The sequence below is a fragment of the Faecalicatena orotica genome, assembly GCF_905197545.1.
Taxonomy (GTDB): Bacteria; Bacillota; Clostridia; order Lachnospirales; family Lachnospiraceae; genus Faecalicatena_A; species Faecalicatena_A orotica.
The window spans coordinates 387,310-400,433 of record NZ_CAJJZH010000003.1 but is presented as its reverse complement, the minus strand read 5'-3'; the positions used below and the strand labels follow the sequence as shown (position 1 = coordinate 400,433).

The following is a 13,124-nucleotide window of genomic DNA, read 5'->3' as shown; positions in this document are numbered from 1 at the left end:
ACAAGGAAAATTTTTACCGGTCTAATCATCTTATATCCATTCTTTTACCCATACTGTCATCTCCCCTTTGCCCCTGTTATTCCAGTATGCATAGGGGATGGCCCGTACTTCTGTCTTCAAAAACTTTGGTTTTTCTTCTTTGTACAGCTCGCCCGGGGCCCAGCTGTCTGCCGCAATGCGGTATCCGTCTGCCGACAATACCAATGTCCCCCCGAAGAGTTCCGGGTCCAGCCGCATTGCGGGCCGGGTCGAGGTATCCAGATAAATCCCGGAAAGATTCGCGCCGTTATCTGCTTCTTCCAATGCATAAACAAGCGGCCCGTTCATCATGCACACTTTACCCTCATCGGCGCGTACGGCAGGATTTGCCCTGATGAAACGTGGTTCCGAACGAAACCGGACTTCCAGTGTCTTCCCTCTGAAATCACCGCTTATGTATGCATAGCCTTTTTCTGCCGTATAGACAGCCTCAGTACCGTCCTGAAAGATACGGTAATCAACTGCATAATCCGGAATCCGAAGTGCAAGTGTCATCCGTCCTGCTTCACCGTGAATCCGAAGGGAATATGTATTTTTATAGGGAAATTCCGTTTCCAGACTGACCCGGATTCTGCCACCTTCTAATTCCAGTTCTGTTTCATTTCCTATGAAAAGGTTGACAAACAGTGTGTGTTTATCATACCCGTATATATACTGCCCCAGCGAAGAAAGAGTCCTCGCGATATTGGGAGGGCAGCACGCAACCCCGAACCATTTCTGGCGAATGCTTTTTACATGCTCTTTGGAGGTGCGCCCCATGCAGTTATCCGGCCATACTTCCAGTGGATTTACATAGAAGAAGCTTTTTCCATCCAGGGCAATGCCTGCAAGAACAGTATTATACAAAGCGCGCTCTGCCACATCAATGTATCTGGCATCGCGGGTTATCTGGGCCATTCTTCTCCCAAACAGTGCCAGCCCGATCGAAGCACACGTTTCCCCATAATTGCAGTCATTCGGCAGGTCATAATCCGTTGTAAAACGTTCCAGAATACCGGAAGAACCGATCCCGCCGGTCACATACATTCTTCTCTGTACGATATTGTCCCAGAGTTTCGTGCATGCTTCAAAAAGTTTTTCATCATGGTACAGGTCTGCAAGATCTGCCATTGCGGAGTATAAATACACGGCGCGCACGGCATGCCCTTCTGCCGTCCTTTGTTCCCTGACCGGAAGGTGGGACTGGGAATATTCTGGCTGGTAGTCTTCGAATTCCGGGAAGATATTCCGGAATCCTTCCTGTTCCATCTCCTTCAGAAAGTAATTTTTCTCTCCCGTGCCTCTTACATCAATGAAATACTTAGCCGTTTCCAGATACTTTCTTTCCCCGGTTACCTCATACAGACGCACGAGGGCAAGCTCAATCTCTTCATGTCCCGGCATCCCGTGAAGCTTTCCTTCTTCTGGTCCGAATGTATCTGCGACAAGATCTGCCATGCGGCAGACAATCTCGAGAAATCTTCTTTCACCGGTCGCCTGATTATATGCAACGGCGGCCTCTATCATGTGTCCCAGTGTATATAGTTCATGTCCCTCACAAAGATTCTGAAATCTTTTGCCCGGTTCCTTCAGTATAAAATATGTATTAAAATATCCGTCCGGCTGTTGTGCGCGGCCGATCAGGTCAATCACACCGTCTGCACGTTTTTTCAGTTCTGCATCCGGTTCTGCCGCCAGCGTATACGCCACGGCTTCCAGCCATTTTGCCACATCGGAATCCTGAAAGACCGCTCCAAAGAACTCTCCATCTGACTCCCCTGCCGCGATCCGGAAATTTTCGATGCAGTGGCTGGGCGGCGCATCCTCAATCTGGTCGTTCATTGCCTTCCACTGGTAGTCCAGTATTTCGGACTTTACCAGTTGCGTATGCCTGTCCCAGAAAGGGTCCTTAATCTTTACGTCCTTTAAATCTGCCAGTTTTAATTTTTCCATCTTTTTCCCTCTTCTCACACTTTTTCTCCAGATTTACATCTGAGTGGAATGAAAATTTTAATCCTTGTCCCTTCCTCCCATTCACTTTCGATCTGAAGCCCGCTTTTTTCTCCATACATCAGTTTCAGCCTCTGATGGACATTCTTAAGTCCGAAACCGCCCTCATGGATATCTTTCTCGCGGATTTCCTCTGATTCCAGTTCCTTCATAAGCTCGTTTAGTTCCTCCGGCAGCATGCCCGTCCCGTCGTCCTCCACACACAGGACAAGTCCGTCAGGTTCCTGATAAGCAGATATCTGTATATGCCCCTTCCTGCCTGCGTCGCGGATTCCGTGGTAGATACTGTTTTCTACAAGGGGCTGGAGAATAAACTTCATGATTTTTATGTCCTTCAATTTTTCATCGACAGAGACATCCCATGTGATCTGGTCCGGAAAACGAATATTCTGGATTTCCAGATAACACACTGCATATTCTGCCTCCTTTTCCAGTGTCACGAATTCCTGTCCGTGGCTTAAGCTGATCCGGAAAAAATCAGACAGCGCAATCACAAGCTCCTCACTCTGTACATCATGGTTCTTCCGCGCAAACATGCTGATGGAATCCAGCGTGTTATAGAGAAAATGCGGGTTGATCTGGTACTGCATGGCCTTTAACTCCAGCAGGCGCTGGTTGGTCTCCTCACGCCTTATCTTTTCTACCAGCTCCCCGATTTTTTTTGACATCCTGTTCATCGTTTCTGCAAGCTGCCCGATCTCATCCTCACCGCTGACAGGCACCTCGGAGTGCATATTGCCTTTTCCGACCTGTTTCATGGCATTCCTGATATCTGAAATGGGTTTTGTAATCCTGCCGGAAAGATAGATGACCATACACACACTAATCACTAGCAGTACCATCAGCTCCAGTGAAAGGATTTTGAAAATCAAATAAATAGAGGCGTAGGCCTCGTTCTTATCAATCCAGGTTTTCAGCCTCCAGATACCATTGTCCCGGGAGCTGATAATATACTTTTTATCTGAAAGCGTGTCCCCGTCACCAACAGAAGATAACCTAAAATTGCCATCCGCACTCTCCAGGCGGTAATTCTGTGTGTCTTCCAGAAGAAACTGGCCGATCCGGTCCACAAAGAGGCTTTTGTCAATCACCATGCAGACAGCACCAATCTTCTGCGTCAGATCCGTTGTATTATTGTTCACAATCCGGTACACAACGATGCTGCTGTCATTAAAATCTGTAAACCATACGGCGGATGCATCTTTTCTGCCCTTTAGATCCTCCTTTGACTCCAGATACCCGGACACCGCATTATGGGAAAGGTTGCTGTACATCCTCCCGTAATTGTCGATCAGGTAAATGGACCTGATCGCGCTGTCATAATCCGTATAAGACAGAATCCGGTTCCGCATCTCTGCCGTCATGGACGGCACATAGTTCTGGCTGCTGTAATCTGCGGATCTTAAAAACTCCTGTATGTCGGAATCACCAATCATGTTCACCGTATAATTTTCTATCTTCATCTTTGCCGAATTAATTTCCCAGAATGCAGACTCTGTAAACTTTTCCAGATGCTCTTCATACATTTTCGTTAGAGACGGGCGAAGATGGAAAACCGCAAACAAAGCCATAGCCGCAATCTGGAAGACTGCCACACCGATAAAGAAAACCATGATTCTGTTCTTTATGGATTTGAATCTGCGCTTCACGCTTTACTCCTTTCCCGATATTCCTTTGGAGACAGGCCCGTATATTTCTTAAACATCGCGCTGAAATAATTTGCATTTTTATAGCCGGCTTCTCCGGCAATCACATAGCTCTTTTTGTCTGTATGTTCGAGCATCTCTTTCGCTGCGTTCATACGTACCTTTGTGATATATTCAATACAGGTTTCCCCTGTCAGGCTCCGGAAGATTCTGGACAGATAATTGGATGTCAGGGCGAGCCTGTCAGCGAGATAACTCACGGACAGCTCCGGGTTAGAATACTCTCTTTCGACAATTTCCTCTACCTGCCCGGCAATCACTTCCACATATCTCCTTGTTGAACTGCGTTTTTTCTGTATAATCCTCCCGGCCATATCCTGAAAGGACTGCTCCGGTCCGTCAAAATTCCTGATGCAGCTTTCCGTATTCTTGAACTCTTCCAGAACATCGACCCCCATATCATTTGCCGTACGGTTCATGGCGACCAGCAGCTGGAGCAGCATCACCTTTGACTCCTCCACAGGATACCGGGGAGGCATCACTTTCTGGAAAAAAGTCTGGAGGAGCCTCTCGTTTAACGTATCGTGAAACTTAAGCATATCCAGTATCTGTTTTTCATCTGCATATGGGTATTCTGGTTCGCCCGCACGTTTGGGGGCAATATCGGCAAAATAGAGGTAATACATCTCGTGTATGTCTCGGATGGACTTTGCCGCTTCCACCGCCTCCCTCGCCAGCCTGCCTGCCATAAGCAGTTCCGCTCCGGTTTTGCTGACGCCGAAGCATACTTCCAGTCCCAGATTCTGTGCGATAGACTCCTTCAGAATCTCCAGCTTGAACTGGTACAGCCTTCCCTCCATGATGACAAGTTCGGTCCCGTCATAAGGCATCAGATAGACGACTGCATCACCCAGTATTTCATCCACGATCTGCCTCAAAGCTACCTCCTCCGTCAGACTGGAGTTCTGGTTAAAATAACGGATTGCCACACAGGTGACCTCACTCTTTGGGAGATAAACCGATGCTTTTTCCGCCCGCAGTTCCATCTGTTCCTTCTCTGCGAAACGTTCTGCCAGCAGGTCGTTCCAGAACTGGTTGCGCAGAACCGGTAGATTTTCTTCCAGCTGTTTCTCGGCAATCGCGATCCAGTCCATGAGCTTCATCCGCTCTGCAATGTCCCTGCGTATATCCGAGAGCACCGACCTCAGTTTATCGGGGGATACCGGCTTTAACAGGTAGCGCTTCACGCCCAGCTCCACGGCTTCCTGTGCAAACTCAAACCTGTCATGCCCGGTCAGTATAATAATGTCACACGTCAGGTTCTCCGTGCGTATCATCTTAATAAATTCCAGACCGTTTAAGACCGGCATATAAATATCTGTCAGAATCACATCCACTTTCTCTGTTTCCAGATATTCCAGCGCCTCGATTGCACCCCCAAAGAGTACGGGAGGGTCAAACCCTTCTTCCTGCCAGTCCAGCAGGGATACAAGCCCCTCCCGGATATTGTCCTCGTCTTCCACGATCATCATTCTCATAAGATATCCCCCTTTTACTTTTTATACATTTCCGGACTCACTTACCCTTTCACCGCCCCGGCTGTCATTCCCCCAATAATTTTATCTGTCAGCATGGCATAGATCACGATGGTAGGCAGGATGGAAATCACCATCGCCGCAAATGCATATGCATAATTGGCCTCGAAGGTCGTTAGGAAGGAACGGATCGCCACCTGGATCGTTCTGGAAGCGTCACTCTGGTTCAGAAGATTTGCAAAGAGCAGTTCATTCCAGGAATTGATAACGATGAATACACAGGCGGTGACGATACCGGGTTTTGAAATAGGTAGTATGATTTTCCGGAAAGCCTGTCCCGCTGTTGCCCCGTCTATTTTCGCTGATTCCAGAAGTTCCCCGGGAATCGTCTCCATATATCCGCGCACCACCATCAGGCTCATCGGCAGGTTTACACCCGCATACACCAGCGCGATCCCGAGAATATTATCATAGAGCCCGATCTTATTAATCATCACATAGTATGGCACTAAGAATGCATTGGTCGGGATAAACAGGCACATAGAGAAAAGCACGGTCAGGATTTTCCTGCTTGTGAACCTGTATAGCATGGCATAGGAAGCCAGAGTGGCTGACAGAATAGAAATCACAGTTGCCAGAGCCGCCACTGCCACCGTATTGAAAAAATACAATACCATCGGATGGCTTTCCATCACTGCCTTGAAGTTCTCAAGCGAAAGATGCTTCGGCACCGCAAACGGTTCGTTAAAGAGATCCGCATTCGGCCGGAAGGATGAAACAAGCAGCCAGAAAAACGGCACCATCATAAATACGAGCACGGCTGCCAGAAATATGTACATGATTGTACGGGCGGGTGATTTTCTGCTATTCATGGCGGCTCCTCCTTTCTCTTTGAAGCATATTTACAAGTATCATGATTCCGAAACCAAGCAGTACCGTTACCAGACCTGCCACCATCGATATCCCATATCTGTTGGAGCCGACCATTTCCCTGTAAATATACAGTGAAAGGTTCGTCGTACTGTTCGCCGGACCGCCTCCTGTCATCAGGAACGGATACTCAAACGTTCTGAGGCAGAATGCCAGATTCAGCATGATATTCGTAATGATTGCCGGTTTCATCATCGGCAGGTAGACGTGGATATCAATCTGGAGTCCTGTTGCGCCGTCCACCATCGCGGCTTCTTTTAGTTCCTTCGGCACGGTAGACAGCTGTGTCAGGAATATGATCATTGTCAGCCCTACATAGAAGATAAACGGAACCTGATTGCAGACCAGTGCGGTCCCCGGGTCATTGAGCCATGCATGCGCCAGTCTTCCCAATCCAATGCTTTTCAGTATATTATTTAAGAGACCTACATCAACATGATAGATAAAATACCACAGAAAGGCAACTGCTGTCGTTGAAATCACATTGGGAATGAAATACATGACTCTCAGAAATTTCCATCCTCTGGGCTGCCTGTTTAAAAGCAGCGCCAGAAGCAGCCCGAAGGGAATGTGTAAAAACAGGGCTGACAGAAGCCAGATAACGGTATTTTTAAATGCCATCCTAAAAACAGGATCTGAGAATATATACTGAAAGTTTGCGAATCCAACGAATGTCTTCGGCCCGAGGCCGTTCCATTCAAAAAAGCTTACATATCCCAGATAACACAGCGGACCTAAGAAGAATGCCAGGATAAGAATTACCGCTGGTGCCATATATAACACTGTCTGCCGTTTTTTCATTGTTTGCCAGCCCCTTTCTTTTTCCTATTGGTTTTCTTTGGACAGCTGTCCGATAAATTCATCCGGAGTCACACTGTCCAGTGCAAGGCTTTCCAGAAGAGACGGCAGTTTTGTATTCGCTGTTGTCGTCAGATTTCTCTGGATATTAACGGTACTTCCCTCAACAACTGAATTCAGGGCAAGATATTCTCCAAGCAGCCCTTCTGTATTTTTTACGTCAGGATCTTCCATATTTAACTTCGGTGACAGGAAAACCGCGCCTTCCAGCGTCAGCTGTTTAACACTTTCTTCGGAAGTGATATACTTCATGAATGCCACGATTGCCTCTTCTTTTTCTGCATCATCTGTTTTCGCCGCAGCCCAGGGTGTCTGTGCATCTGTCACAAGATAATTTTCTGCCACCTTGCCATCTTTGAATGACGGTGCTTTGGCAATCCCGACCTTATCCTGGATATCCGTCAGGGAACCGATCAGCCACGGGCCGTCGATCGCAATCGCTGTTTTACCGGACGCAAAGTTATTCATAGCTACAGAATAGTTTGCCCCAATGGCATCCCCGGTCGTATAATCCCAGAATTTCCTCAGCATCTCAGCCGCCTTTTTCATCTCAGCCGTATCAATGCTTCCGCCCTCATTGAGCGTCTCTGTCCCTGCATAGCTTGCCGCGAGATAAGTAAACAGGTTGCATGTATACCACGCATCGTCTGCTGTATACAGTGAAAACGGAGTGATTCCCGCATCCTTTAAGTCCGCGCATGCCTTCAGGAGCCCGTCCCATGTATCAGGGAATTCGTCGATTCCTGCCTGCGCAAAAAGCTCTTTGTTATAATAAAAAACCGCTCCGGCCTTTTCAAACGGAATCGATGAGATTTCACCGTTCACAGTCAGCGTCTCGAGGTCGCCCTCGCCGAATCTGTCAGCCCACTCGTCATCCATATATTTTGTAAAGTCCATCAGTTTCCCCGATTCCTGTCTGGACAGGTCGTTCGGGTTAAAATTGTAATGGAAGATATCCGGGGTCGTATCCGTGGAAATCATCGTCTTTACTTTTTCCTGATACGCCGGGAAATCAGGGTTCACAGTCACTTTTACTTCTATCTTTCCCTTATTCTCGTCATTAAACTCCTGAATCAGCTTATCCAGTGCCGCCCCTCTCTCCGAATCCGTACTCCAGCTGTGGTACATATTCAGGACAACCGCCCCTGAGTCAGACTTCTCTGCCTTCTGCTGGTCATCCTTCTTGGATGAACCGCACCCTGCCAGCATGGAAACCGCCATCGCTGCCGCCAGTAACACACTCAATACTCTTTTTTTCTTCATTACTTTTCCTCCTTCAGTCTGCCTTACGCAGTTCTTTTACATATCTATCCACGCCGTCTATTCCGGCGGAATAAATCCATCCGAGTGTCCCCCATATATCCCCTTTTTGAATCATTCCTTCATCCATTCCCTGCGGGCAGATGCCAAAACCTTCCGGCTGCATCCCGATATCGGTAAATCCCATCTTATCTCCCGGCCAGGACATGATCTGGTGTGCCGCCATGCTGATCCAGTCTGCCATCTTCATCAGAAACGTATCTCCTGCCCTGCGTCCCGTCAGGTACAGCTCCCGTATATGGAACAGCGAATAAATGTCGACGACGCCTCCGCACCAGATTGAGTTGATCGCTCCCATTCCTTTTGTCCGGAACTTTTTCTCACTGAGAATGGTTCCCTCCTTCACCGGCGCATTCCAGATATAGTTCCATGTCACAAACTGCCTTGCAGCCGTCACCGCACCATCCAGAAAACGTTTCTCCCCGGTCTGTTCAAATAAATGCCAGCATCCGGCCATCGCATACTGTGCCGCTTCCTTATCGACTACATTGGGGTTATCCAGCGTACCGCCCTGAAAGAGTTCCTCCCTGCATCCGCTGGAAAGGACATACTCTCCGGCCCTGACAGCCGCCCTTTGATAGCCCTGCCATCTAAATGCAATGCTGCCGGCATCTGCATCTTCTCCTTTGCTGCGCAGGTATTCTGCCAGATTGCAGAGGAACACAATAGGAATCGCCGATGCCGCCTTTCTTCCCCGTTCTCTTTCCCGCTCTGCCATCCCCGGGTCCTCCAGCATAAAGACAGGCGTCCCGTCCGGCTCATAAGCCCGGTACCAGGAACCGTCCCCATTCTGAAGAGAGACCAGCAGATCTGCAAACTGTATCACAGCCTCCAGCCACGGTTTCTGCTCACTTCCCTGATCGTGATACCACTTATAGCATTCCAGTACATCGTTCATCGGTTCTGTCATGGTCCGGAGATAATTACCTTTCGCTTCCCTGTAATCCATATAATGGAGCTTAGGTGCCTCCGGATCCCCGAAGGAAAAGAAAGGCTCCTCCTTGCTAAGGTCATAGAGTGAGTAGACCCAGCCATTCTCCAGAATACAGTGATTCAGGAAGAAATCCACCACCTTCCTGCCCCTTTCCACCCATTCGCCGCCTTTGTCCCTTGCCAGTATCAAAGCCGCGTGGTTCTGCCTTCCGGTAAATCCATATTCCAGAATGTGTACATAAGTGCTGTGTGGTATCGTATTGAAGGAAGTCCCAAACCCCGACGGCTCGGAACCATATCCTTTACGCGGGTCAAAATGGAAGAAAAATCCTGCGCCGTCTTCCCCAAATTCCCGGTAGCTCTTCATAAGGCTTGTCTCCCGGCAGATGATTTCCTCCTGTAAAGTAAACGGAAGGCTGACTATCTGGTGTCCTTCATTTTCAAACTCCCCCGCCAGTTCCTGATATCTCTCATACAGGCTGTCGGTAAACGTTCTGTCACAAGTACACTTAATCTCATAATGAAGTTCAGCCTCCCACGCTTCTTCATCCACCGGATAAAAGGCCTGTACAGGCGTTCCCTTCGAATCAAGCGCCACACTGCTGTCCATCTCCTCATAGGGCCAGCGGGCACACAGGAAGTTCTCCCTGCCATCCCGCCACTCATATCCAAGGGAACCGGCCAGGGTCCTGTGCAGAAAACAGGAATCCCCTCTTTTCCTTTCTTCCTCCTGCGTACACTCAGGTGTCCTTGTTCTTGCGAGAGAAACCGCGGTCTGTGTACCTTCCACATATGCCATAACCATCGGTGCCGTCAGCCGTTCCTCCATATAGGTATGTTTCCCTTTCAACCCGGAAGAATACCGGCAGGAAGGAATTCCATACCGCAGCTGCCGTCCCTCATCTAACAGGATATCCATCCCAAATGCAATCCCGCTCTTTTCGCGTCCCGTCCCTGCGCTCTCCTTTTTCCTGATACGCCGGACGATCTTAACACTTCCCTCTTCCTGTAAAAAGGCATCCTCAACTGCAATCTCTCTGCCTGATACTTCAATCACATTTTCTGCATGAATCTCTTTCCCGCCTAAAACTGTCTCCGCATAAATCTTCCGTCCATCCCCGTCAGGAAACACCTCATACCAGCTGATGATTTTCAGACTGTCCATCTTACAGCCCCCCTTCTTCGTATCTTTTCGTTTTTATCTTTTCATGACCCGTTTTCTGTCATCTCTTAAGATATTTCCATTTTACCCCCTCACATCAAACAAAAAAATAAACTAATCAGCACAAAACATTACATTTTTCTTTCATTTTAAAATCACTAACAAAAAAACACCCCCAAAACTATACAAAATCCACAAAAAGAGAACTAGGGGATTTTCTGGGGGGTGGATGAAACAGCTTGTCCGGGGAGGGGGATGCCCTTGTCTGGATACGGGTTTGTATCATAACTGCCCCTAAATCAAAACGGAAGCCAACACGATGAACACCGCCGACAAACGCAAGAATGCCTGATGCATTCATGCTAAGTCGGCTGAACCGCAGGACTGGTGGTCCCGCGGTTCGTTCATGTGTTGGCTTCCGTTTTGACAAAGGGGCAGTAATGACACAAAGACGCATCCTGACAAGGGCATCCCCCTCCCCGGACAAGCTGTTTCATCCAGCCAGCAGAAAAATCTCCGCCTGACGGCGTCGTTCGGCGGCAGCAGTGTATCAATTCGCAGGATAAATAGAACTGGCATAAGAAGTTTTCAGTTATGGTGTGATGTCATTTTAAGTTTATTCTACGGCTTCAGACAGCTTGTTACACTTCACTGACAGACAGTAAACTTCCGCAAATGATTTTTCGTCCGGTGGATGAACGTGAGGCTGTGGCAAGGCAGACGTGGAAGTTTTGGCTGGGCCTGTGTGGTCTGTTTGGATGCGTAGAATGCACGTTAGAACCGCTTATGTTAAAATCGGCCTTTCACAGGGATGCAATCTGTTTTCCAAAACAGATTGTAAGACCACCTGCACCGTTCAATCATCAAGATTGGACGGTAAATGTGGTCGGTGCCCTGTGAAAGGCCGATTTTATCATTAGTGGTTCTTCGTAAATGGACAGCATCCCAACAGACCACACAGGCCCTGCCGGAACTTCCGCGGCTGTCTTGCCACAGGCGTCCCCTTATTCAGAAACCGGATACTCATTATGCAGAAGTTTATGCTCTTTCCCTTTGAGGATTCCGTCGTAGGCTGTCATGACGATCGGATTCTGGTTTGACAGTTTGATTTGTGCCAGGTTGTCGATCTTGTAGAGTCCTTCCAGTCTTGCTTTCTTTGTTCTTGGTCCAATCGGCACGGGCTGTCCGCCTCCGGCGATACATCCTCTCTTACATGCCATAACCTCTACAAAATCATAGTTCACCTTTCTTGCCTTCATCTGGTCCAGAACCTCGGAAGCGCTCTGGAGCCCGTTTACGACTGCGATTCTGACTTCCCGGTCACCTAACTGTACCTTTGCTTCTTTGATTCCGTCCACGCCGCGCACTCCGGTAAAACTGATTGCTTCCAGATCTTCTACCTTATTGCTGTTCACAAGTCTTCTTAAGACAGCTTCGGTAACACCGCCGGTAACTCCAAAGATTGCCCCTGCACCGGATGCGATGCCGAACGGCATATCCAGTGCTTCTGGTTTTACCTGGGCGAGGTCGATTCCGGCTTCCTGGATCATACGGGTTACTTCTGTGGTCGTGAGTACATAATCCACGTTCTGCTCCCCGTCCGTAAAGTGTTCCGGACGTGTAATCTCCGACTTCTTCGCCGTACACGGCATGATGGAGATTACCATCGTCTTTCTCGTATCCTTCTCGGCATTCATACGTGCCTCTTCTTTAATCAGCGCACCGAACATTTCCTGCGGGGAGCGGCAGGTCGAAATGTTCTTCCTGAATTCCGGATACTTCTTCTCGCAGAACTTCACCCATGCCGGGCAGCATGATGTGAACAACGGAAGGTTCTCCCCTGATTCCAGACGTTCCACCAGTTCCTTGGATTCCTCCATAACGGTCAGGTCTGCGCCAAAGTTTGTATCATAAATCTCATCGAAACCAATCCGGCGCAGTGCCGCAACGAGGCGTCCTAATACATTTTCACCCTTCTTGATTCCGAATTTATCTCCAATCGCTACACGGACTGCCGGAGCGATCTGTACTACGACTCTTGTGTTGTTATCTGCCAGTGCCCTCCACACAGCGCCTACATTCTGCTTAATGGTAATCGCACCTGTCGGACAGACTGCACGGCACTGTCCACAGCCTACACAGTCCGTCTGCGCCAGGTCCTTATTAAACGCCGGGGTAACCTGCATCTTGGAACCGCGGAATGCAAAGTCCAAAACACCGAGCCCCTGTATTTCATCACAGGTCCTTACGCAGTCACCGCAGAGAATGCATTTATTCGGGTCCCTGACGATACATTCAGAAGTCATGTCTTTCGGCAGCTGTTTCTTATTATTTTCGAAACGGACCTCCATGACACCCAGCTGTCTGGACAGCTTCTGCAGGGTACAGACACCGTTTTTCGCACATGTTGTACAGTCACGGCAGTGGGAAGCCAGTAAAAGCTCAATAATCATCTTTCTGTGGTGCTGGAGCCGCGGGGTATTTGTGTAAATGACCATCCCGTCTCTCGGTGTCTCTGAACAGGACGCAAATACCCTGCCCCTGTCATCTTCTACCACGCACATGCGGCATGCACCGTATGTAGAAAGTTCTGAATGATAGCAGAATGTCGGCAGATCGATTCCTGACTTGCGGATAACGGAAAGAACATTCTTTTCATTAGTAAAGGCTACCCTTCTATTGTTAATTGTCATATAATTCATGTTCGAATCC

9 protein-coding genes are annotated in these 13,124 nt (G+C 48.5%); 1 reads left to right on the top strand and 8 read right to left on the bottom strand.

Annotated elements, in window-relative coordinates; translation table 11 throughout:
* Nucleotides 1-30: 30 nt before the first annotated feature.
* From ABIN22_RS08600 to ABIN22_RS08570, 7 genes are read right to left on the bottom strand one after another with little or no spacing between them, the layout of a single operon-like run.
* The gene (locus ABIN22_RS08600) at nt 31-1,971 is read right to left on the bottom strand and encodes a glycoside hydrolase family 127 protein (RefSeq protein WP_346907959.1); all 1,941 of its coding nucleotides are present in this window, start codon (nt 1,969-1,971) and stop codon (nt 31-33) included.
* Between the two features lie 14 nt (nt 1,972-1,985).
* Nucleotides 1,986-3,677 carry a histidine kinase gene (locus ABIN22_RS08595; RefSeq protein WP_346907957.1) on the bottom strand — a complete coding sequence of 564 codons (1,692 nt, stop codon included), beginning with the start codon at nt 3,675-3,677 and terminating at the stop codon, nt 1,986-1,988.
* Nucleotides 3,674-5,212 (bottom strand): response regulator transcription factor, encoded by a 1,539-nt coding sequence (locus ABIN22_RS08590; RefSeq protein ID WP_346907955.1) that lies wholly within the window; start codon nt 5,210-5,212, stop codon nt 3,674-3,676. Before ABIN22_RS08590 ends, ABIN22_RS08595 begins: the two co-directional genes overlap by 4 nt.
* Before the next feature lie 41 nt (nt 5,213-5,253).
* The gene (locus ABIN22_RS08585; RefSeq protein WP_346907953.1) at nt 5,254-6,081 is read right to left on the bottom strand and encodes a carbohydrate ABC transporter permease; all 828 of its coding nucleotides are present in this window, start codon (nt 6,079-6,081) and stop codon (nt 5,254-5,256) included.
* A complete protein-coding gene (locus ABIN22_RS08580) occupies nt 6,074-6,913 on the bottom strand; it encodes a carbohydrate ABC transporter permease (RefSeq protein WP_346907951.1) in 840 nt (279 codons plus the stop codon). The genes ABIN22_RS08585 and ABIN22_RS08580 overlap by 8 nt, the downstream gene beginning before the upstream one ends.
* A gap of 51 nt (nt 6,914-6,964) precedes the next feature.
* On the bottom strand, nt 6,965-8,260 hold the full coding sequence (locus tag ABIN22_RS08575; protein ID WP_109733810.1) for an ABC transporter substrate-binding protein: 1,296 nt from the start codon (nt 8,258-8,260) through the stop codon (nt 6,965-6,967).
* 13 nt (nt 8,261-8,273) lie between these two features.
* Complete coding sequence (locus ABIN22_RS08570; RefSeq protein ID WP_346907949.1) at nt 8,274-10,415, bottom strand: hypothetical protein; 2,142 nt, start codon at nt 10,413-10,415, stop codon at nt 8,274-8,276.
* A gap of 672 nt (nt 10,416-11,087) precedes the next feature.
* Here ABIN22_RS08570 and ABIN22_RS08565 point away from each other — a divergent pair.
* The gene (locus ABIN22_RS08565; protein ID WP_346907947.1) at nt 11,088-11,312 is read left to right on the top strand and encodes a hypothetical protein; all 225 of its coding nucleotides are present in this window, start codon (nt 11,088-11,090) and stop codon (nt 11,310-11,312) included.
* Nucleotides 11,313-11,416: 104 nt separating this feature from the next.
* Here ABIN22_RS08565 and ABIN22_RS08560 read toward each other — a convergent pair whose 3' ends face one another.
* The gene (locus ABIN22_RS08560) at nt 11,417-13,114 is read right to left on the bottom strand and encodes a [FeFe] hydrogenase, group A (RefSeq protein ID WP_346907945.1); all 1,698 of its coding nucleotides are present in this window, start codon (nt 13,112-13,114) and stop codon (nt 11,417-11,419) included.
* Between the last annotated feature and the right edge of the window lie 10 nt (nt 13,115-13,124).

What these genes read in the sequence shown, in the direction of transcription:
- ABIN22_RS08600 (WP_346907959.1), bottom strand. Translation starts at nt 1,971, where the DNA reads ATGGAAAAATTAAAACTGGCAGATTTAAAGGACGTAAAGATTAAGGAC.
- ABIN22_RS08590 (WP_346907955.1), bottom strand. Translation starts at nt 5,212, where the DNA reads ATGAGAATGATGATCGTGGAAGACGAGGACAATATCCGGGAGGGGCTT.
- ABIN22_RS08585 (WP_346907953.1), bottom strand. Translation starts at nt 6,081, where the DNA reads ATGAATAGCAGAAAATCACCCGCCCGTACAATCATGTACATATTTCTG.
- ABIN22_RS08580 (WP_346907951.1), bottom strand. Translation starts at nt 6,913, where the DNA reads ATGGCACCAGCGGTAATTCTTATCCTGGCATTCTTCTTAGGTCCGCTG.
- ABIN22_RS08575 (WP_109733810.1), bottom strand. Translation starts at nt 8,260, where the DNA reads ATGAAGAAAAAAAGAGTATTGAGTGTGTTACTGGCGGCAGCGATGGCG.
- ABIN22_RS08570 (WP_346907949.1), bottom strand. Translation starts at nt 10,415, where the DNA reads ATGGACAGTCTGAAAATCATCAGCTGGTATGAGGTGTTTCCTGACGGG.
- ABIN22_RS08565 (WP_346907947.1), top strand. Translation starts at nt 11,088, where the DNA reads ATGATTTTTCGTCCGGTGGATGAACGTGAGGCTGTGGCAAGGCAGACG.
- ABIN22_RS08560 (WP_346907945.1), bottom strand. Translation starts at nt 13,114, where the DNA reads ATGAATTATATGACAATTAACAATAGAAGGGTAGCCTTTACTAATGAA.